This is a genomic window from Mesorhizobium sp. B3-1-8 (genome assembly GCF_006439495.1).
GTDB lineage: Bacteria > Pseudomonadota > Alphaproteobacteria > Rhizobiales > Rhizobiaceae > Mesorhizobium.
Genome location: NZ_VFTK01000006.1, coordinates 95,455 through 116,416, shown reverse-complemented (window position 1 = coordinate 116,416; position 20,962 = coordinate 95,455). Strand labels below are relative to the sequence as shown.

The window sequence follows — 20,962 nt, the reverse complement described above, 5'->3', positions numbered from 1 at the left end:
ATCACGCCACCGGCGCCCAGATCACGTCGTCGACCCTTGCGGCCCCCGTCGCCAGCATCACCAACCGATCGAAGCCGAGGGCCGAGCCGCTGGCTTGCGGCATGATGGCCAGAGCGGCGAGGAAATCCTCGTCCAGCGGATAGCGCTCGCCATAGACGCGCTCTTTCTCATCCATCTCGGCGGCGAACCGGCGGCGCTGTTCGGCCGCGTCGGTAAGCTCGCCGAAGGCGTTAGCAAGCTCGACACCGCAGCAATAGAGCTCGAAGCGCTCGGCAACGCGCGGATCCTGCACGCTCGGCCGGGCGAGCGCCGCTTCCGAAATCGGATAGCCGTACAAGATGGTGGCCCGCCCCTGCCCCAGCACCGGCTCGATTTTTTCGACCATCACCCGGCTGAACAAGTCGGCCCAGTTGTCGTCGGGCGCAGTGCGCAGGCCGGCGCGGACCAGTGCCTCGCGAAGGGCGCCGCGGTCCGTGCTGCCGTCGGCCGATACGGTCGCGAGCAGGTCGATGCCGGCATGGCGCAGGAAAGCCTCCGCCACGCTCAGCCGCTCCGGTTCGGCGAAGGGATCGGCCTCGCGACCGCGGAAACGGAAGCTTTTGGCGCCTGCTTTTTCCGCGGCGAGCGCCAGGAAGTCGGCGCAATCGTCCATCAGGCGTTCAACCGTATCGCCGACGCGGTACCATTCGAGCATGGTGAATTCGGGGTGATGCAGCGGCCCGCGCTCGCGGTTGCGCCAGACGGGGCCGAGGCTGAAGATGCGTTCCTCGCCGGCGGCGAGCAGCTTCTTGCAGGCGAATTCGGGCGAGGTGTGGAGATAGAGCGGCCGGCGCGACGCGTCGGGCCCGATCGCCTCGGTGGCAAAGGCGGCAAGGTGCGCCTCGTTGCCCGGTGAAACCTGCAGCGCCGAGGTCGTCACCTCGACGAAATCGCGTTGCGCGAACCAGCCGCGAAGGGCGGCGGCGATAGCATTGCGCGCCATCAGCCGTGGCCGGCGGTCGGCATGGATATGCGGCGTCCACCAGGGCGAGGCGGCGGTCATGGGCAGGAAAATCGCTCGGCAGGCTGGCGGTTCAGCGCAAGATGCGCTAGGGCGCAGGCGATGGCCGCCGTCGCCGCTTCGCGGAAATCGACGCCTGCAGGCCGACAAACTCGAATGGGATCGAATACCGTGGTCAAGGTCATCGCCAGTTCCTTACGCAAAGGCAACGTCGTCGATAAGGACGGCAAGCTCTATGTCATCCTCTTTGCCGAAAACATCCACCCTGGCAAGGGCACGCCGGTGACCCAGCTCGACATGCGCCGCATCGGCGACGGAGTGAAGGTCTCGGAGCGCTACCGCACGACCGAAATGGTCGAGCGCGCCTATGTCGAGGAGCGCGAGCACACCTTCCTCTATTCCGACGGCGAAGGTTTTCACTTCATGAACCCGGAAAGCTACGACCAGGTCGTGGCCTCGGAAGCTGTGGTCGGTGATATGGCGCCCTATCTGCAGGAAGGCATGGCCGTCCAGCTCGCGCAGTTCAACGGCGTGCCGATCTCGCTGGTGCTGCCGCAGCGCGCCACCTTCGAGGTGGTCGACACCGAGCCGGTCACCAAGGGCCAGACGGCGTCTTCGTCCTACAAGCCGGCAATGCTCTCCAACGGCGTGCGCACCGCCGTGCCGCCGCATATCTCCGCCGGCACGCGCGTGGTGGTGATGACCGCCGACGGCTCCTATGTCGAGCGCGCCAAGGATTGAGAGTCCGCAGTTTCACAGCAGACCAACCGCCACGGCCCGCCCGCGACCAAGCGGGCCATGGTACGGTTGTTCGCCGTCTGGATGTCAGGCTCTGACCGAAGCGAATTTACATTTGCCGCGACGTGAAGGGCAGCCGCGCTCAAATGTCGCCGTGCAACGACCGCGAGCCAATCCTGAAAGGCGCCGTACGTTTACCTCGGGCAAATGTTGCGCTCGAAAAGCCGACATGGCACTTCCCCGCGCGGCAGCCTGACCTGGCCCAAAAGCCCGGCTTGGCTAGAGTTCGAAAGATGCTGGACGCCATTCACCACGTCGCGCTTATCTGCACCGACTACGATCGGTCGCGACGGTTCTATGTCGAGCTCCTCGGCCTGGACCTGATCCGCGAGGTCTATCGGGAGGACCGGCAGTCTTGGAAGGCCGACCTGCGGATCGGATCCGCCCAGCTGGAATTGTTCTCCTTCCCTGACCCGGTGCCGCGGCCGTCTTATCCAGAGGCGACAGGACTGCGGCACTTGGCATTTGCTGTGGGGAACATCGACCTCGTGGTTGTGCGCCTGGAAGCCGCCGGCGTTGCCGTAGAGCCAATCCGGATCGACCCATATACGGATCGGCGCTTCACCTTCTTTAGCGACCCGGACGGATTGCCGTTGGAACTCTACGAAGCGCAATAAAGTACCGTTTAATACGACAGCCTGCGTATCGCGCGCAGCAGCGATCCAGGCGGAACCCTAAGGCGGGTGACCAGTTGAAAGGGATTGGAAAGGAGACACGTCATGGCCGACGGTTCCACCTTGCAACCCGCTGCTGCGATCGCTCACAAGAACCGCGCCCGCCAGCCGAACGAGAGCGTCGAGTACCGCAAGGCGCGCGAGGCCTTGTTGATCGAGGAGATCGAACTCAACCGCCACATCGCGCGCGTCGCCGCCCAGCGTCGCGCCTTGCCGCCTGGCGGCGAGGTGAAGGGCGACTATCAGTTCATTGGCGAAGCCAGTAGCGTGGCCGGCGCCAATCCCGTCGGCTTCGAGGAGCTCTTCGGCGATAAGGACACTCTGTTCGTCTACAACTGGATGTATGGCCCCAAGCGCCATCGCCCTTGCCCAATGTGCACCGCGCTCCTGAGTTGCCTGGACGGCAACGCCGACCACCTCCGCCAGCGAATCGCCCTCGCCGTCGTCGGCCTTTCGGCCATCGAGCGGCAGATCGCCTTCAAGGTAGAGCGTGGCTGGAAGAACCTACCTTTCTACGCCGACGTCAACGGGAATTTTAGCCGGGACTACCACGCGATCATGGACGATGGGACCGACACCGCCGCCGAAAACATCTTCACCCGGCGCGACGGAACCATTCGGCACTTCTGGGGTGCGGAGCTGGGTTTCGAGTCAGCCGATCCGGGCAAAGACCCGACAACCGAGCCGGACTTGATGATGCTGTGGAACGTCCTGGACTGGACGCCGGAAGGCCGCGGGACCGACTGGTACCCGAAGATCACCTACTAAGCGGTCGAGATGGTTTGCCCGGAAAAGGGCGGAGACATGCTTAATCGGCTCACGGCCCCCCGCTCAAGGCATTCGCCATGTTGTCACCAAGCGTCTGCAATTGGTGCTCAGCGGCCTATCCGCTTGCGAGCATTCCGCGCTGTCCAATTGGTCACGATCAGGCCGCCACTTCCACCGGCAGGCCGGCAGCCCTCCATTCCGGCATGCCGTCCTCGAGGCGGCGCGCGGAATACCCGAGCGAGCGCAACGCCGCGACAGCCTCGAAGGACATCACACACCACGGGCCGCGGCAATAGGCGACGACCTCCCGGTCGGGAGCGGCGGTGGCAGACCACGCCCTGACTTCCCCCAACGGCACATTGATTGCGCCGGGCACATGGCCGAATGCGAATTCATCGGCAGGACGAACGTCGATCAGCGTCACCAGCCCGTCGCGCATCAGCGTGCGGAGCTCGTTGCGCGTGACCGGCCGCATGTCGTCGCGCGCGTCGAAATAGCCGCGCACGATGCGGTCGACCTCGGCGAGATGCCGTTCGGCGACGCCGCGCACCGAGGCGAAAGCGGAGAGCACGCTTTCATCCGCGAGTGCGTAGCGGACAAACTTGCCGTCGCGCTCGGCCGAGACGATGCCGGCGCGGCGCAGCGCCTGCAGATGCTGGGAAATGTTGGCGACAGGCTGGCCCAGCTTGACCGCCAGCGCCTCGACGCTGCGCGCGCCCTGCGCCAGATGCTCGATCATTTCCAGGCGCAGCGGATGGCCGAGCGCCTTGGCGACGATCGCGAACTGCTCGTATAGCGCCTGTTTCGGATTGCGGATTGACATCGCCTTTTCACTAACGCATCGTCATTCAATAGAATTATTGAATGACAGCTTCAGCTCGGACTGTCAAGCAGGGCACGCTGCCCGGCACGTTCGCCTGATCGGAGGAAAAAGCGATGATTCTCAGGCAGTTCCTGCATAGCGACCCGGTGGTGGCCGCCTCCTACCTGTTCGGCTGCGGCGGCAAGGCTTCCGCGGCCGTGGTCGATCCGCTCGGCGACATCGCGCCCTATGTCGAGGCGGCGCGCGCGACCGGCATGCGCATCCTCTATGTCGTCGACACGCATATCCACGCCGACCATATCTCGGTGGGGCGTACGCTTGCCGAGGCGACCGGCGCCGAATACGTGCTTTTCGAAGGCGCTGCGGCCGACTTCCCGTTCCGGCGCGTCAAGGACGGCGAGGTGCTGGAGCTTGGCAATGTGACGGCGACCGTCATGCATACGCCGGGCCACACGCCGGAACATTTGAGCCTTTTGGTCACCGACCGGACGCGATCGACCGAACCCTGGTTCGTGCTCACCGGGCACACGCTGATGGTCGGCGATCTCGGCCGCACCGAGCTTGCTTCAAACGCCGAGGACGGCGCCCGCGCGCTCTACGCCAGCGTGCGTCGCCTGAAGGAATTGCCCGATCACATCGAGGTGCTGCCCGGCGCCTATTCCGGTTCTGTCTGCGGCCGCTCGCTGAGCGGCAAGCCGACATCGACCATCGGCTTCGAACGGCGCTTCAACAAGGCCTTCCGCATCGAGGACGAGGATGAGTTCGTGGCCGCGATGACTGCCGACATCCCTCCCCCGCCGCCGGAGGCAGCGCGGATCCGGGCCATCAACGCCGGGGCGAAATCTTGAGCACAGCGGCGCCCGCCGTCGCGCTTGGCCTCAAGGCCAACTGGAAGCAGTTCGCGCTGCTGGTGCTGATCAACGCCTTCGTCGGCGGCATGGTCGGTATCGAGCGGACCGTGGTGCCGCTGATCGGCGCGGAGGAATTTGGCGTCGCTTCCACCACGCTGGTCGTCTCCTTCATCGTCAGTTTCGGTGTGGTCAAGGCCTGCGCCAACCTCGTCTCCGGCCAGCTCGCCGACAGATGGGGCCGCAAGCGCGTGCTGATCCTGGGCTGGCTGTTCGGCCTGCCTGTGCCCTTCATCATCATCTCAGCACCGAGCTGGGGCTGGATTGTCGCCGCCAACGCGCTGCTCGGCATCAACCAGGGCTTCGCCTGGTCGATGACGGTGATCATGAAGGTCGACCTGGTCGGGCCGAAATCGCGGGGGCTCGCCGTCGGCCTCAACGAGTTCGCCGGCTACCTCGCCGTCGGCGTCACCGCATTCCTGACTGGCTACCTCGCGAGCCGTTACGGCTTTCGTCCCGTGCCGATCTATCTCGGCGTCGGCTATGCGATCCTGGGTGCCGCGCTATCGATCCTGCTTGTGCGCGACACGCGCGAGCATGTGCGGCTGGAGCTGGCGAACCATCCGAAAGCAGCTTCGCCGCTCGGCTTCCGCGAGATCTTCATGCGGACCTCGTTTGGCGATCGCAACCTGTTCGCGGCCTCGCAGGCGGGCCTGGTCAACAATCTGAACGACGGCATGAGCTGGGGGCTGTTTCCGCTCTTCTTCGTTGCCAACGGGCTCGGCATCGAGCGCATCGGCATTCTCAAGGCGGTCTATCCGGCGGTGTGGGGCATCCTCCAGGTCGCGACCGGGCCGCTGAGCGACCGCTGGGGCCGCAAGGGGCTGATCGTCGCCGGCATGTGGGTGCAGGCGGCCGGGCTTCTGCTGACCGCCATGACGCGCGATTTCGGCTGGTGGCTGCTGGCGAGCCTGCTGCTGGGCCTCGGCACGGCGATGGTCTATCCGTGCCTGATCGCGGCGGTGTCGGACGCATCGCATCCCTCCTGGCGGGCGCGCTCGCTCAGTGTCTATCGCTTCTGGCGCGATCTTGGCTATGCGATCGGGGCGCTGTCGGCAGGGCTGATCGCCGACTTCTTCGGCTTCTCCGCGGCGATCGGGGCAATCGCGGCGCTGACCTTCCTGTCGGGTGCGATCGTCGCGATAGCGATGCGCGAGACGCGCGTCGCCGCCCTGGTTTCAGCGTCGGACGATGGTTAACATCGGCCCCGGGCAAGGCTTCCGTTTACGATATCGTAAGCTTGTTGCTGCGGGGCACGCGCCCGTCCGCTACAATTGCGGCAGTTGAATTTCCTCGAGATCGTTCATGAGCAATCCAAACCGCATGCCGTGGGTGGATACGGCAAAAGGTCTTTCCATCCTCCTGGTGGTGATGATGTATGCCGCCTACAACACCGGTGAATACACCGGCGGTGTCGGCTTCCTGCATTATGTCATCGGCTTCGCGACGCCGTTCCGCATGCCGGAATTCTTTCTGATCTCGGGCCTGTTCCTGTCGCAGGTGATCGACCGGCCATGGCGGCGCTATGTCGACCGCCGCGTCGTCCATTACCTCTATTTCTATGTGCTTTGGGCGATCATCTCGATCGGGCTGAAGATCGGCATCTTCAGCCGCGACCCCGCCGGCATGCTGCACGATCTGGCGATGGCCGCCGTCCAGCCCTACGGCGTCCTGTGGTTCATCTACATGCTGGCGGTTTTCGGGATCGTCATACGCGCGCTGCGGGAGCTTCGCGTGCCGCACTGGATCGTCATCTTGGCTGCCGCCGCGCTGCAGATGTGGGCGCCGAAGCCGGACAGCTACGCGCTCGAGCAGTTCGCGGCCTATTTCGTGTTCTTCTATCTCGGCTTCGTCCTGGCGCCGCTGATATTCCGGCTGGTCGAATGGACACAGGCTCGCTCGGCGATCGCCGTTGCGGGCCTGCTTGCCTGGGCGCTCGTCAACGGCCTGCTCGTCTATTCGCCGGGCTACGCCGTGCAGCCGGTCGGCATGCAGATGGGCCTGGCGGCATGGCCGCCGCTGCATCTGTCGCTTGCCGTCGCCGGCGCGGTGGCGCTCTGCGTCGCCGGCGGCTTCCTGTCGAAATTCGCCTCGATGGAATGGCTGCGCTGGCTCGGCGAGCATTCACTGGTCGTCTATGTCGCCTTCACCATCCCGATGTCGATCTTCCGCGGTGTCATGCTGGCAAGCGGCCTTCTGACCGACACCGGCATGCTGAGCCTCGCCGTATTGCTCGTCTCGGTCGTCAGCCCGGTGGTGCTCTACTTCATCGTCAAGCGCATCGGCTTCGGCACCTTCCTGTTCGAGCGGCCGGCCTGGGCGCATGTCGACGCGCCGAACGCCGCCAAGGCCTCCAGCAAGCCCATGCCGCGGCCGGCACGCGAGGCGGCCTGATCAGGCCGCCCCATCCATTAGCGTTACTTGCCACTGCCGTGTCCCGGGCGCCGCGCGGCCTTGATCTTGCCGCTGCTCCCGCCGCCGCAGAAGAAACAGCCGCCGCCGTCGGATTCCAGCCCCGACACGCCGGAGGGCATCGCCAGTTCCTGCAGCACGTCGCCTGTGTCGGGATCGACGCGCACCAGATCGCCCTCCTCGCCCTCCCAGGTGGCATGCCAGAGCTCGCCATCGACCCAGGTGACGCCGGTGACGACGCGCTTCGATTCGATCGTGCGGATCACCTTGCCGGTTTCAGGATCGATCTGATGGATCTTGTGTGCCCGGTATTCGCCGACCCAGAGCGAACCCTCGGCCCAGGCCATGCCTGAGTCACCGCCGTTGCCGGGGGCAGGAATGGTTGCGACGACCTTGCCGATCTTCGGGTCGACCTTGTGGATACGATCCTCGGCAATCTGGTAGAGATATTCGCCGTCGAAGGCAGTACCGGCATGTGAGGCGACATCGATCGTACGCACGATCATGCCGCTGTCGGGATCGAGTGCGTTCAGCTTGTCGCCACTGGCGAACCAGACATTTTCGCCGTCATAGGTAACGCCGTTGATGCGCTCGACGCCGGGGAACGGTCCGAATTCACGCAGGATCTCGGCAGCGGCTCGTTTCATTTTCCAATCTCCATCGATCTCTTGTGTCAGCTTCGACTCTAGCCGCCCGGCTACAGACCTGAGAGTAACAACACAGTCGCGAATTTACCGAAGCCGGCGCCTTAAAGTTCGACGCAGACCTTGCCGAAATGCTTTTGGCTCTCATACGACCTGAAGGCCGAAGCAATTTCGTGCAGCGGAAAACTGCGACCGATCACGGGCCTGAGGCCATTGACCGTTATCGCCCGGACCATGTCTTCCTGGTCAGCCCTGTTCCCGATGGAAATTCCACTAACGCGGATCTGATTGGAAAACAGCGCCGGGATCGACACTTCTCCGGCGAAGCCGGTCAACACCCCGATCAGAGCGATGTGGCCGCCTATCCTGCAAGCCGTTATCGACTGGGCCAGCGTGCCTGGACCGCCGACCTCGACTACATGATCGACACCGCGCCCATCGGTCAGGTCCCTCGCCTTGCTCCCCCAGTCCGGCACGGCCTTGTAGTTGATGAGAGCATCGGCGCCGAGTCGCCGTAGCTTTTCGAGTTTCGCGTCGGAGGAGGATGTAGCTACAACACGGGCACCGGCCATCTTGGCGAACTGCAGCGCGAACAGCGACACGCTGCCTGCGCCGAGGATCAGCACCGTATCGCCGGGCTTCACCTGACCGCACACCACCAGGCCTCTCCAGGCAGTGACCCCGGCGCAAGTGAGTGTAGCCGCCTCCACGTGGGTGTAACCCGCCGGCGCCTTCGTGAAAGCCTGCCAGGGCATGCACGCATACTCCCGCGCATAGCCATCGAGATCGTCGCCCAATTCGCCCCGCTTGTTCGCGCGCGAAGCCTCGCCGCCCAGCCAATCGGGCCAATAGCAACTGACGACGGCATCGCCAGCCTTGAATGCTTCGACACCGTCCCCGACAGCAACCACCTCGCCCGCGCCATCGGATAGCGGAATACGACCGTCGGCGCAGGGCTTCTTGCCCGTGACAACCATGCTGTCGTGGAAATTCAGCGAGCACGCCCGGATCCGGACCAGCAACTCTCCCGGTCCGGCTTCGGGCCGATCCTCCTCAACCAGTTCCAGTTTTTCCAGGCCGCCTGGCGCCCGCAATCTGATCAGTTTCATGACGTCTCCTCGATCCAGTATCGGGAAACTAGTCGCTGGGCAGCGGACCCGGGAGTAACAACACAGTCGGGAATCCGGTCACCGGCGGCATCATCCAACGGCGCGCCCGGCCGCGGCCGACGGCCTGCACCTTGTGTTCGGCCGAAAGCTGCTCCAGCGCACGCTGGACGGTGCGCGCGCTGGCGCCAAGCGCGATCGCCAGAGCCGAGCTCGACCAGGCCTCGCCATCGGTCAGGAAGGCCATCACCGCACCGTGCTCCTCCTCGACCGGCGGCGCCAGCACGACGACCTCCGCGGCGCTGACCGGCGTGAGCGTGAAACCGGCGCCCGTCGCGTTGATTTCTGCCAGCCCGGCGAGCTCGGCGCGCAGCCGTCCCATCTCGACCCTGAGCCGCGCGCGATGCGATTCATCGGCGTTCCTGGCGCGAAAGGCGCGCCTCAGCAGCACTTCGCGCGAGGCATCCGCCGGCCATGCCTCGGCAAGCGTGCGCGCCAGCGCGAACAATACAGGCCGGGTCGCAAGCGAAACGACCGCGTCGGCCTGGCGCACGACGTTGCGGCAGGCATCGACGACCAGCGCGCCCGAGGTCAGCAGCGCTTCGACCTCGTCGAGCAGCAGTTCTTTCTCGGTGCCGCGCGCGATCAGCCGGCCGACCGGCGTGTTCAGCACCAGGGACGCCGCTTCGACTTCGGCCTGCAATGCCGGGATGTTGGCTTCATAAGCGGCAAGCGATGCCCGGCCGAAGGCCGAGCGCGCCGCCTTGGTCCTGAGGCGGCGGACGGCTATGCCGGCGGCCGCCAGTTCATGCGCGACGCGCGCCACCGGCGGCAGCGGCGCCGGATCGAAGTCCGCCAGCAGGCGCTCGGCCTCGTCGAGGCGGCCGATCAGGATGAGGCGGCGCGCCTCAAGACTGCCGGCATAGGCAGCGTTCAGCCGGTCGCCCCGCGCGGCGAGCGTCGCACGGGCGGATCGCAGAGCCTTCTCCGGCCAGCCAAGGTCGCGCGAGACCAGCGCGATCTCGGCCTCGGCGACGACGCAACGCGCACGCGCTACCGCTTCCCTCGGGCTGAAGGCGCGGGCGGCGTCCTTCAGCAAGGCTTTGGCCTTGGCAAAATCGCCGAGCTGCGCCATGGCGATGCCGCGCAGCGCCAGCGCCGGCGCATCGTCGCGCAGCGCGACGCGCTTCAAGGCGCCGAGCGGATCGCCCGCGGCAAGCGCGCGGCCGGCGGCGTTGATCAGCGAGTCCATGCCGCCGCCGCTGCAGCAAATCGCGCCACACTTGTAACTCTCACCATCGCCGGATGCGGCCTTATGTCTGTCCTCGTCACCCCCAACCAAACCCAAGAACGGGACAAGAGCAATGACCCAACACATGAAGACACCGCCGGTCGTTTCGCAGGAAGCGTGGGAAGGCGCCTATGAAGAGATGCTGGTGAAGGAAAAGGCCGTCACCCGCGCCCGCGACGCTCTGGCCGCCGAACGCCGCCGCATGCCGTGGATGGAAGTCAAGAAGGACTATGTATTCGAAGGCCCGAACGGCAAGGCGAGCCTGCTCGACCTGTTCGAAGGCCGCCGGCAGCTTGTCGTCTACCGCGCCTTCTTCGAGCCCGGCGTCTTTGGCTGGCCCGAACATGCCTGCCGCGGCTGCTCGCTCGGCGCCGACCAGGTCGGCAACCTCGCGCACCTCAACGCCCGCGACACCACGCTTGCCTATGCCTCGCGCGCGCCGCAGGCCGACATCCAGCGGCTGAAGGAGCGCATGGACTGGAAGATGCCCTGGTACACGATCACCGACAGCTGGGATAAGGATTTCGGCGTCGACGAATGGCACGGCCACAACGTCTTCATCCATGACGGCAAGCGCATCTTCCGCACCTATTTCGTCAACAACCGCGGCGACGAAGCCTTCGGCACCGTGTGGAGCTATCTCGACGTCACGCCACTCGGCCGTCAGGAGGTGTGGGAGGATTCGCCCGAGGGCTATCCGCAGACCCAGACCTACAAATGGTGGAACTGGCACGACAGTTACGAAGCAGGTGCCGCGCCCGACCAGAGATGGGTCGAGGTGTCGGATGCCGGCGAAGCGGCGTTCCGCAACAAGAACGCCTGAGCATGAAGCGGAACCGGCGGCGTGGAGTTGCGCCGCCGTAGCCGATCGCTTCGCCCTTGTTCCTATGGGCTTGAAACCTGCCCGCTTCAGAAGGTGGATATCATGAGCATCGACTCCCCTCGCCCGGCCGGCCTGAGCGGCTTCGGCCTCGCCGACTGGCTCTGTCTCGCCGCGGCGCCCACCTTCGCAGCAATGGCGTTGCTGACGGCTGGTTATGGCGGCCACGACATGATGTGCATGTCTGGCGCCTCGGCGCTCAGTGGCATGGTGCCGATGTATCTGTTGATGGCAGCGTTCCATCTCGCGCCGTGGCTGCGGCTGGTTGCGCGGCGGGTTTAGATTTTCATTGAGCGCTGAGAAAATCGAAAATCCGAACCGCTACCCTCCAGGTCTTGACGAAAATAGACGCGCCTGAGACAGGGGAGCAAATGGAGACATTTGCTCCATGGGAGATGAGCAGGCGGTGGGCAAGCTGTGAAGCGCGTTTTTCGATTGCTTGCCGCTGCGATCATGGCGTCCGGCATGACCGGGTGCACCAGCATTTCCTACTATGCGCAATCACTGGAAGGCCATGTCGGGATCATGGCTGCCCGCAAGAATGTTGCGAAGCTGATCCATGATCCTTCGACGCCAGAGGCGTTGCGCGCCAAGTTGACCTCGGCCAGCGCCATACGTCGCTTTGCCACGGAAGCACTGGCGCTGCCCGATAACAGCAGCTATCGCAGTTATGTCGACGTCGGTCGGAACGACGTGACCTTGGCGGTCTTTGCCGCGCCGCAATTCTCTCTCGCGCCGGTAACATGGTGCTTTCCGGTGTTCGGCTGCGTTCCCTACAAGGGTTATTTTTCGCGCAAGGACGCGCTCGAAAATGCCGCTGAACTGCAGCGACAGGGGCTGGACGTCTATGTGACGGGCATCACGGCCTATTCCACGCTGGGCTGGTTCAGCGACCCGCTGCTCAGCACCATGCTGCGTCAGAACGACACCTATCTGGCAAGCCTTGTCTTCCATGAGCTGGCGCATCAGAAAGTCTATGTGAACGGCGACTCCGCGTTCAACGAGGCTTTCGCGGTTGCCGTCGAAACCACTGGTACGAGGAAATGGCTGCGCGCCACCGGCAATCGCGCCGGATTGCGCAGTTACGAAGTCGATCGCAAGCGCAAGGCGGATTTTCTCGGACTGATATCGAAGACCCGGGACGAGTTGAGCCAGGTCTATGGAAGCCCGCGCAGCCCGGAGCGGATGGCGGCCGCCAAAGCCGCCACGATCGACAGGTTGCGGATACGCTACCGGCAAATGCGCGGCAAGCGATGGGCCGGATACCGCGGATACGACGCCTGGTTCGATAGCCCGATCAACAACGCAAAGCTTGCCGCGACCGCCGTCTACAGCGAAGAGGTTCCGGCGTTTCTTCGCTTGCTCGACTTGTGCTCCGGCGACTATCCAAGGTTCTACGCCTCTGTTCGGCGGATCGGGGCTTTGCCCGCGCCTTCACGTGCCGAGGCGCTTAGAACCGTGGCTGCGTGTCATTGACCATGTAAGGAACTCGGCATCCGGAGGCCGCGCGGACATGTTGGACAACTATGAGGTGGACAGGTTCGGCGTGATCCACCAGATCGACTTCACGCCGATCAAATACGACAAGAAATACATTTCCTACTACGAGGACCTGAGCGACCGGACCATCAAGCTCGGCTATCAGCGGCTTGGCTGGGTGCTCGGCATTACCGGCGAGATTCCTCGCTCGGTGCTGGAAATCGGATATGGCACCGGCACATTCATCGAAGCCGCCAAGATAACCGGCGTCGCCGATTGCGCCGGCTGCGAGATCGCTGAATTCCCCTTGCCCAAGGGGGTTCGCTTCGTCGATTGGGATCAGGCGCTCGCCGGCACCTGGGACCTCGTCGCCATGTTCGACGTGCTCGAGCACATCCCGGATCTCAGTTTCCTCTCGCGCCTTCAGACCCGTCACCTGGCCGTCGCCGTCCCCTATTGCCGCTGGCGCGAGCTCGGCGCCGACGGCGATACATGGTTCGCCAAGTGGCGCATGCGGCTGCCCAACGAGCACCTGCACCATTTCGACCGCGACTCGCTGGTAGCGCTCCTCGCGGCCAGCGGCTTCGAGTGCGTGACGCTGAACTGCTTCGAGGACGGAATCAGGTTGCGGCCCGGCGAAGCGGGTCCGAACATTCTGTCGGGCTTCTTCAGGAAGCTTTAGGCCGGCGGCCTCGCCGATGTATCGCTCGATCGCAGTCCCGGAACTCGCCGAGTGCATGACCGCGGTTCTTGCCACCTGGTCTCAGGTATCCGAAGGAGCGCGGGAACAACTCACCCGCATTGCCTTCCGCGCCGGCTCGCACAATAGTCGAGCCGATGTTCGAGGCGATTGCGAGTCACTGGTCCACGCTTATCCTGATCCTGTCGCTGGCGATGGCGGCGGTGGGCATCGTCCACGCCATCATGACCAAGGAAGACGTGCGCGCCGCCACCGGCTGGGTGGGCGTGATGCTCTTGTCACCCTTTCTCGGCGCGATCATCTACGCCATCGCCGGCATCAACCGCATCCGCCGCGCGACGATCAGCGCCATGCGTCCCGTTTCCAGCGAGGCGGCTGCCGCCAGGCACGACCGCGACGTCGCGCTCGAAGCCCTGATCAGCGCCGAATTCGGCCAGCGCTTCACCGGGCTGAAGACGCTTGGCGACAGGGTGGCGCGGCGTCCGCTCACATCGGGAAACACCATCGCCGTGCTCAAGACCGGCGATGAGGCCTATGCGGCGATGTGCCGGGCGATCGACTCGGCGCAAAGAAGCGTGCTGCTCGAAACCTATATCTTCGACAATGACGCGGTGGGCGCGCTTTTCGTGCAGTCGCTCGGCAATGCCGTCAAGCGCGGCGTCACCGTGCGGGTGCTGATCGACGCCGTCGGCGTGCGCTACTCGGTGCCCAGCATCCTGAAGCAGTTCAGGGAAGCCGACGTCACCGTCGATCTCTTCAACGGCAACATCGTCATGGGCCTGAGACTTCCTTATGCGAACCTCAGGACCCACAGGAAGATCCTGATCGTCGACGGCACGGTGGCGTTCACGGGAGGCATGAACATCCGCAAGGGATTCTCGACCGAATTCGCCGGTTCCGACAGTTCGCGCGACACGCATTTCGAAGTCACTGGGCCGGTGGTGGCCGATCTGTTCTCGGTTGCCGCCGAGGACTGGCGCTTTGCCGGCAACGAGGCCCTGAAGGACGGGCCCTGGCAGGTCGAGCGCGCGGTGCCGCCGCCCGGACAGCCGATGCTGGTACGCGCGGTGGCGACCGGGCCGGACGCATCCAACGAAACCAATCTCAAGCTGCTGATGGGCGCGTTTTCGGTGGCCCGCAAATCGATACGCATCATGTCGCCCTATTTCCTTCCGGACCGCGAATTCATCAGCGCGCTGACCACGGCCGGCCGGCGCGGCGTCGAAATCGACATCGTCGTGCCGGCGGTGAACAACCTTTTCCTCGTCGACCATGCGATGACGGCGCAGTTCGACCAGGTTTTGAAACATTATTGCCGCGTCTGGCGCCACGAAGGCTCGTTCGACCATTCGAAGCTGATGGCGATCGACGGCGTGTGGGCCTATGTCGGCTCCTCCAATCTGGACGCCCGCTCGCTGAGGCTGAATTTCGAGATCGACATGGAAGTCCTGGATGAAAACTTCGCCGCCGAGATCGACGCCCGCATCGCGGCGGCCATCTCCACGGCCCAGCCGGTGACGCTGCAGACGCTGAAGGAAAGACCGTTCATAATCCGCGTCTTCGACCGTTTGCTGTGGCTGGGATCGCCCTATCTTTAGAGCAGGAAATCGAGCATCGGGATCATGGAGATAGACGATATCAAAGGACGCAGTCTGCCCGAGACGGTGCTGCTCTCGATCCGCGGCAGAAGCGCGCGCAAGGCGCGGGCGACGCCGCGCAAGCGCGTCAACGGCGCCGAGATCGTCGTCGCCTCCTACAATGTCCACAAATGCATCGGCACCGACCGCAGGTTCGATCCTGATCGGACGGGGCGCGTCATCCGCGAAATAAGCCCCGACGTGATCGCCCTGCAGGAGGCCGACAACCGCTTCGGCGACCGCGCCGGTCTGCTCGATCTCGCCCGCCTCGAACACGATACCGGGCTGGTGCCGGTGCCGGTCATCGGCAACGGCAAGGGACATGGCTGGCGCGGCAATGTGCTGTTGTTCAAGCGCGGCAGCGTGCGCGACGTCCACCAGATCAAGCTGCCGGGGCTGGAGCCGCGCGGCGCGCTGGTCGCCGAGATCGATCTCGACGAGAAACGGTCGCTACGAGTCATTGCCGCGCATCTCGGCCTGCTGCGCCGCTCGCGCTCGGAACAGGCACGCGTCGTGCTCGACATCATGAGCAGCGCCGACGAAAGGCCGACGCTGCTGCTCGGCGACCTCAACGAATGGCGGCTCGGCAACCGCTCGGCGCTGAACACGCTGCACACGACATTCGGCCCGACGCCGCCGGCGGTGCCGACTTTCCCATCCGGCCTGCCGGTGCTGGCGCTCGATCGCATCATGGGCAACCGGCACGATCTGGTTTCAGGCGTCGAGGCGCATGACACGCCGCTGTCGCGCGTCGCCTCCGACCACCTGCCGCTGACGGCGTTCGTGCATTTGTAGCGGTGCCATGCAAGAGTGGCCTTCGGTCCGTCGAAGGTTCGCGGATCAGGAGCTAGGAAGGCCGGCTCTCGACAGCATCTCGAGGAACCTGCCGTGATGGTCGTCCCTCACATAGCGGGGCATGAACCCAGGAGCGACATTGCCCAGGTTGAGATGTGGAAGCTGTGACAGACAGTGATGGATGGCCCGCGAGGCTTCTTCATTGTTCCCTGTCGCCGAAGCGGTTGCCGCCCAATAAAGGGCGCCGCGCACGAATCCCGGCTTTGTCCTGACCACCTTGCGGGCGACTTCGAGTGCCCGCCGATCGTCCTGACCGGCAAACAGCGCCAAAACCAGGCCGTGGTGGCGCCAGAAGTCGATGACGTCATGCGTTCCAAGCCGGATCGCTTCGTTGGCCGCGCGCACCGCCTCGCTGACCTGTCCGCGCAGCGCGAAGAGCATCGCAATATCGCCGTGGCCGCTGGGATAGCTCGGATTGAGGCTGATTGCGTGCTGGCATTGCACGATCGCCTCGTCGATCCGGCCATCGCATTCGTAGGCGAATGACAGGATGCAGCGGGCAATTTCATCGTCGGGCACGGCCCTTACCGAGTCCTCGGCAAGCTCGATCGCACGGTCGACAGACTCTTGCTTGCGAGGCAAGGCGCCGAACGCACCCCCCATGGTCGTCGCGATTGACAGCGTCCGTTTCGCGCGGACGTTGTCGGGCGCAATCGCCAGAGCTTTTTCGGCGAGATCCTTCGAGACCAGCAACGAGTCCCGGGTCATCTCGAAATATTTCATCAGGGCTTCGTTCACCAGCCGGCGCACTTCAGGAGGACCGGGCGGGCTCTTGTCGCGAACCTTCCAGTTGGTCAACTGAAGCTCAAGGCTCACCGCCAGCACGACCGACTGCGCGATCCTGTCCTGGAATTGAAGCGCGCTTTCCGATTGGCCGTCGAACTTCTGAGCCCAGACATTGTGGCCACCCGCGGCATCGACAAGCTGGATGTTCACCCTCAGCCCGTCTCCCGACCGCTGGACGCTGCCCTTCAGCGTGTAACGCGCCCGCAAGCTGTCCTGCGCCCTCGGCTCCTCGCCGTTTTTCTCGAGGGCCGAGATAACGATATAGTCGGCCACCTCGGAGAGCGCCGTGGTGATATCGTGGACCAGACCCTTAGCGAAGAAGTCGTCGCCGCGCTGTCCCGTCAGATTGACGAAGTCGGCCATGGCGATGGATGGGCGTCCCGAGCGCTGACCGGCGATGGCTCCGTTGGCCGTCTGCGGATTTGACGGTGACTCTGTGGAGGAAAGCAGCGATTGCCAGAGCGTTCGTGTCTCGGCGCTGACATCGACACCGAACTCCTTCCTCAAGACGCTTCTGCAAGCCTCGAAGGTTCGCAACGCCTGGTCTCGCTGACCGCCCGCAACGAGCAGTTCCATCTTCAGCCGGTAGGCTTCCTCCCGCGTCGGTTCCATGGCCAGAATTCGATCGGCCACGGCAAGCCCGCTTTCGGCATCCACGAGACGGGCGAGCTTCTCCAGCGACGGAAGCGCGCGGCTCAGCAGCCTTTCGCGTTCCTGCGCCGCCCAATCGTCGAAAACATTGGTGCCGACATGAAACCCGTCGAGAAACGGCCCCGTATAAAGCGCCAGGGTGGTTTCGAGCTCCGAAGCGGACCGGCCGGACAGGCCGGCTTCGAAGTCCTCCACGTCAACCCGCACCGCGTTTGCCTTTATCCCAATCAGCTCCTTGTGGGACTGGATGATATCCATACCCGCGCGCGACAAATCCCGGCGCAGGACACTGAGCGTTTGCCGCAGGCTGTTGCGTGAGTGTTCGCTGTCGCTGTCGCTCCAAAGCAGGTCGGCCAGCCGCTCGCGTGGCGCCGCCATACCGGGACAAAGGGCAAGATAGGCGAGGATAGCGGCACCGCGCTTTCCGGTCAGCAAGAGCTCACTGCCAGCTTCCCTCTCAATTCGAAAACCACCGAAGAGAGAAATCCTGCCAGCAATGAAGCCTTTCCCACCCTGCATTGCCAACGGACCCCCAGCCTGACGAAATTCTAACTCAAAACTAACGCCTCGCAAACGCCAAGCCCGCCATTCCAAGCGTTATCGTGACGCACTTCATTTAGCATCCCCTGAAAGAGGAATAGCTGATTTCTCGACAAGTTTCTTGTCAGAGGGGGAAATAAGATGGTCGAATGTATTCATGGGACTTTTGGCTCTGATGCGGGGCCGATCAGGCATATCAATTCATTGCTGAGACTGGCGACATTCGCGACCTCAATACTTTGGGGACCTGTCGCGGATGCAAACAACGTCGGTCTGGCGTCGATGCGTGTCGACGTAGCCGTGGTCTTCGCCGTGGATTTCTCCTCCTCGATCGATCCCAAGATCGCCGACATGCAGCGTGAAGGCCATGCCGAAGCGCTCACCTCGCCCGAGATCATCCGCGCCATCTCCCAGAACTATCTCGGTTGCATCGGCGTGGCCTATTTCGAATGGTCGAGCCCGGGTCGCTCGCGCACCGTGCTGCCCTGGACACGCATCTGCGGACTGGACGATGCCAAGGCGGCCGCGTCGGTGATCAGCAAGACGGGCGACACCGGCCATATCCGTCGAGGCCGGGGCGGAACTTCGGTGTCGACGGCAATCGACGTCGGAAGCCTCCTGCTCGACGAGTTTCCAGGAAATGCCATGAAGAAGGTGATCGACATCTCTTCGAATGGCGAGAACAATGACGGGCTGCCTGTGCAGCCAAGCCGGGAAAACGCCATCGCCAAGGGTTACACGATCAACGCGATCGCCATTCCGGCCGACGACGAAGACCCTCGCCAACCGCTGGCTTCCTACTTTGAGCAGTCGGTTATCGGCGGCTCACAGGCCTTCGTGATGTCACCGAAGGCGCCGCGCGATTACGTCACGGCCCTGCGCCGCAAGCTGGTGACGGAAGTGAGCATGAATGCCGAAACGCCCGATCGAGCGTCGGCACTATCCGCCTCCGCTGCAAATATCCAGTAGGCTTGCACGCCCATTCGTGAAGGACTTGCTGGCGGAAGTTCGTCCCGCCGAGACGACGCAGGTGCCCTACCCCTCCCTCAGCCAGACCAGCATCTCGCCGGGGTCGCGATTGTCCCAGGCGAAATAGGGAATGGCCTTGAGCTTCGTCTCCTTCGTCGCCGGCGGTTCGGGGCGATAGAGATCGTGGCCCCAGTTCTTCGTTTCGGCCCGGCTGCCGATGGCCGAAAGCGTGACCACGCCGCCGAGCAGGTTCGGCTCCTTGTGCGCCTCGAGCCTGGCCGTGCGCGATAGCGCTATGCGATGCAGCCCGCCGCCATTGTCGGTTTCCTCGACGCAGTAGATCAGCGGACCCCGCGCCAGCGCCACCCGGCCGATGTCCTGCCGCACCTGCGGGTTGGCGAAGAGGCGCGCCATCGACATTTCGAGATCGAGCTCGACCTTATCGCCCTGGCGCCATTCGCGGCGGATCGCGGCATAGCCGTCGACCGTCGCCGCTTCGAGATCGACCAGCTTGCCGTTGATCCGAAGCGCTGCCTTGCGGCACCAGGCAGGCACGCGCAGATGAAGCGTGAACGCAATCGGCGCCTCCGGCCCGACCTCGATCGCGACCGCGCCATCCCAGGGATAGTTGCAGGTCTGGACCAGGGTAACCTGCCGGCCGGCGATCTCGAAGCGCGCGGTCGAGTCGCCATAGAGGTGGACCGCCAGCGCATCGTCGGCGAGGCCGTAGAAATAGCTGCCGATCGAGGCCACCATGCGGCCGATATTGGGCGGGCAGCACGGGCAGCGGTGCCATTTCCAGCGATGGTGGCCGCCGCGGCTCTCCAGCGGGTTCTCGTAGAAGAACAGCGAGCCGTCGAGCGACAGGCCCGAGATCGAGCCGTTGTATAAAGCCCGCTCCATCATGTCGGCGTAGCGCGCGTTCGGACCCATGCCCAGCATGCGGCTCGCCCAGAACACCAGGCCGACCGAGGCGCAGGTCTCGGCATAGGCGGTCTCGTTGGGCAGGTCGTAGTCGTTGGTGAAGCCTTCATTGTCGGCCGACGGACCCAGACCGCCGGTAACGTAGAGGCTTTTCGTCGTGAGATCGTCCCAGAGCCGCTCGAGCGCCACCTTGAGCGTGTCGTCGCCATATTCGGTCGCGATGTCGGCCATGCCGGAATAGAGGTACATGGCTCTCACCGCATGGCCTACGACCTTGTCCTGCTCGCGCACCGGCTTGTGCGACTGGTTGTATTCGTAGGTCTTGAAGTGGAAATCCTTCGGGTCGGCGCCGCGCGCCAGCGCCTCCTCGTCGAAGTAATGCGGCTGCTGGCCGCGCTGGTCGATGAAGTATTTGGCCAGCTTCATATATTTGTCGTTGCCGGTGACGCGGGCGAGCCTGACCAGCGCCAGCTCGATCTCCTCATGGCCACAATAGCCTTTCCGCTTGCCGGGCTCCGGACCGAAGGTGTCGGCGATATGGTCGGCATAGCGGCTCATGATGTCGAGCAGCTTGCGTTTTCCCGTCGCCTGAAAGTAAGCGACGGCGCCCTCGATCAGGTGGCCGGCGCAGTAGAGCTCGTGGCAGTCGCGCAGATTGGTCCAGCGCAGGCCGGGCTGGATGCGCTGGTACCAGCTCGACAGATAGCCGTCCTCCTGCTGCAGCTTGCCGTACATGTCGATGACGGCGTCGATCTTCTTTTCCAGATCGGGATTTCGGCGGCGGTAGAGCGAATAGGCCGCGGTCTCGATCGTCTTGCCCCAGTCGGAATCCCAGAACATCTGGGTGGTCACGGTGCGCGCGGTAAAACCGTCGCTGACATGGAAGGGGATGACGACACCCGGCGACGGCACGTCCGGATCGATCTGCTCCAGCATGCGCGCCTCGACACAACGGTCGTAGAGGATGCCGGCGGTCTTGGCGGCCACGGCATCGACACGGTCGCCCCAGAAGCCGCGGACATCGACCTGCGGCACGGGAAGCGGCCGGAAGGCAAGCTTCGGCCTGGCGGAGGTGCCGGTCTGCGCGGCGGGCTGCGATGCGGTCATGATTTCACTC

General features: G+C 64.1%; 19 protein-coding genes and 1 pseudogene. 13 read left to right on the top strand and 7 right to left on the bottom strand.

The window, feature by feature from the left end; all coding sequences use genetic code 11:
• Position 1: 1 nt before the first annotated feature.
• Positions 2-1,042, bottom strand: a complete 1,041-nt coding sequence (gene epmA, locus FJ424_RS07825; protein ID WP_140656467.1) for an EF-P lysine aminoacylase EpmA — start codon at positions 1,040-1,042, stop codon at positions 2-4.
• Positions 1,043-1,171: 129 nt separating this feature from the next.
• On the opposite strand from epmA, the gene efp reads away from it, so the two are divergent.
• From efp to FJ424_RS07810, 3 genes are all read left to right on the top strand, one after another.
• Positions 1,172-1,741 (top strand): elongation factor P, encoded by a 570-nt coding sequence (efp, locus tag FJ424_RS07820; protein ID WP_140542739.1) that lies wholly within the window; start codon positions 1,172-1,174, stop codon positions 1,739-1,741.
• Between the two features lie 290 nt (positions 1,742-2,031).
• Positions 2,032-2,415 (top strand): VOC family protein, encoded by a 384-nt coding sequence (locus FJ424_RS07815; RefSeq protein WP_140656470.1) that lies wholly within the window; start codon positions 2,032-2,034, stop codon positions 2,413-2,415.
• A gap of 102 nt (positions 2,416-2,517) precedes the next feature.
• A complete protein-coding gene (locus tag FJ424_RS07810) occupies positions 2,518-3,240 on the top strand; it encodes a DUF899 family protein (RefSeq protein ID WP_140656473.1) in 723 nt (240 codons plus the stop codon).
• A 157-nt stretch (positions 3,241-3,397) separates the two neighbouring features.
• Here FJ424_RS07810 and FJ424_RS07805 read toward each other — a convergent pair whose 3' ends face one another.
• Complete coding sequence (locus FJ424_RS07805) at positions 3,398-4,063, bottom strand: metalloregulator ArsR/SmtB family transcription factor (protein ID WP_140656476.1); 666 nt, start codon at positions 4,061-4,063, stop codon at positions 3,398-3,400.
• A gap of 113 nt (positions 4,064-4,176) precedes the next feature.
• On the opposite strand from FJ424_RS07805, the gene FJ424_RS07800 reads away from it, so the two are divergent.
• The 3 genes from FJ424_RS07800 to FJ424_RS07790 all read left to right on the top strand — a co-directional run bounded on the left by FJ424_RS07800 (position 4,177) and on the right by FJ424_RS07790 (position 7,365).
• On the top strand, positions 4,177-4,911 hold the full coding sequence (locus tag FJ424_RS07800; protein ID WP_140656479.1) for an MBL fold metallo-hydrolase: 735 nt from the start codon (positions 4,177-4,179) through the stop codon (positions 4,909-4,911).
• Positions 4,908-6,170: an MFS transporter gene (locus tag FJ424_RS07795; RefSeq protein ID WP_246677177.1), complete on the top strand. Its 1,263-nt coding sequence runs from the start codon at positions 4,908-4,910 to the stop codon at positions 6,168-6,170. The genes FJ424_RS07800 and FJ424_RS07795 overlap by 4 nt, the downstream gene beginning before the upstream one ends.
• A gap of 106 nt (positions 6,171-6,276) precedes the next feature.
• Positions 6,277-7,365 carry an acyltransferase family protein gene (locus tag FJ424_RS07790; RefSeq protein WP_140656484.1) on the top strand — a complete coding sequence of 363 codons (1,089 nt, stop codon included), beginning with the start codon at positions 6,277-6,279 and terminating at the stop codon, positions 7,363-7,365.
• A gap of 23 nt (positions 7,366-7,388) precedes the next feature.
• Here FJ424_RS07790 and FJ424_RS07785 read toward each other — a convergent pair whose 3' ends face one another.
• From FJ424_RS07785 to FJ424_RS07775, 3 genes are all read right to left on the bottom strand, one after another.
• Positions 7,389-8,030 (bottom strand): DUF5074 domain-containing protein, encoded by a 642-nt coding sequence (locus FJ424_RS07785; protein ID WP_140656487.1) that lies wholly within the window; start codon positions 8,028-8,030, stop codon positions 7,389-7,391.
• A gap of 101 nt (positions 8,031-8,131) precedes the next feature.
• On the bottom strand, positions 8,132-9,136 hold the full coding sequence (locus FJ424_RS07780; protein WP_140656490.1) for an NAD(P)-dependent alcohol dehydrogenase: 1,005 nt from the start codon (positions 9,134-9,136) through the stop codon (positions 8,132-8,134).
• A 28-nt stretch (positions 9,137-9,164) separates the two neighbouring features.
• Positions 9,165-10,385, bottom strand: a complete 1,221-nt coding sequence (locus FJ424_RS07775; RefSeq protein WP_140656493.1) for a helix-turn-helix domain-containing protein — start codon at positions 10,383-10,385, stop codon at positions 9,165-9,167.
• A 112-nt stretch (positions 10,386-10,497) separates the two neighbouring features.
• On the opposite strand from FJ424_RS07775, the gene FJ424_RS07770 reads away from it, so the two are divergent.
• From FJ424_RS07770 to FJ424_RS07745, 6 genes and pseudogenes are all read left to right on the top strand, one after another.
• On the top strand, positions 10,498-11,247 hold the full coding sequence (locus FJ424_RS07770) for a DUF899 domain-containing protein (protein ID WP_140656496.1): 750 nt from the start codon (positions 10,498-10,500) through the stop codon (positions 11,245-11,247).
• 150 nt (positions 11,248-11,397) lie between these two features.
• A pseudogene (locus tag FJ424_RS07765) lies at positions 11,398-11,586 on the top strand (hypothetical protein); the annotation flags it as partial.
• Between the two features lie 171 nt (positions 11,587-11,757).
• Positions 11,758-12,780, top strand: coding sequence for an aminopeptidase (locus FJ424_RS07760; RefSeq protein WP_140656529.1), 1,023 nt, complete (start codon positions 11,758-11,760; stop codon positions 12,778-12,780).
• A gap of 37 nt (positions 12,781-12,817) precedes the next feature.
• Positions 12,818-13,465, top strand: coding sequence for a class I SAM-dependent methyltransferase (locus FJ424_RS07755; protein WP_140656502.1), 648 nt, complete (start codon positions 12,818-12,820; stop codon positions 13,463-13,465).
• Positions 13,466-13,620: 155 nt separating this feature from the next.
• The gene (locus FJ424_RS07750; RefSeq protein ID WP_140656504.1) at positions 13,621-15,081 is read left to right on the top strand and encodes a phospholipase D-like domain-containing protein; all 1,461 of its coding nucleotides are present in this window, start codon (positions 13,621-13,623) and stop codon (positions 15,079-15,081) included.
• Positions 15,082-15,105: 24 nt separating this feature from the next.
• Positions 15,106-15,915: an endonuclease/exonuclease/phosphatase family protein gene (locus FJ424_RS07745; RefSeq protein ID WP_181166970.1), complete on the top strand. Its 810-nt coding sequence runs from the start codon at positions 15,106-15,108 to the stop codon at positions 15,913-15,915.
• Between the two features lie 45 nt (positions 15,916-15,960).
• Here the strand turns inward: FJ424_RS07745 and FJ424_RS07740 are convergent, their stop codons facing one another.
• Positions 15,961-17,931, bottom strand: coding sequence for a BTAD domain-containing putative transcriptional regulator (locus tag FJ424_RS07740; protein ID WP_140656532.1), 1,971 nt, complete (start codon positions 17,929-17,931; stop codon positions 15,961-15,963).
• A gap of 303 nt (positions 17,932-18,234) precedes the next feature.
• Here FJ424_RS07740 and FJ424_RS07735 point away from each other — a divergent pair, with 303 nt between their 5' ends.
• On the top strand, positions 18,235-18,921 hold the full coding sequence (locus tag FJ424_RS07735) for a DUF1194 domain-containing protein (protein WP_246677176.1): 687 nt from the start codon (positions 18,235-18,237) through the stop codon (positions 18,919-18,921).
• A 66-nt stretch (positions 18,922-18,987) separates the two neighbouring features.
• Here FJ424_RS07735 and FJ424_RS07730 read toward each other — a convergent pair whose 3' ends face one another.
• Positions 18,988-20,952 (bottom strand): glycoside hydrolase family 127 protein, encoded by a 1,965-nt coding sequence (locus FJ424_RS07730; RefSeq protein WP_140656510.1) that lies wholly within the window; start codon positions 20,950-20,952, stop codon positions 18,988-18,990.
• Positions 20,953-20,962 lie beyond the last annotated feature (10 nt).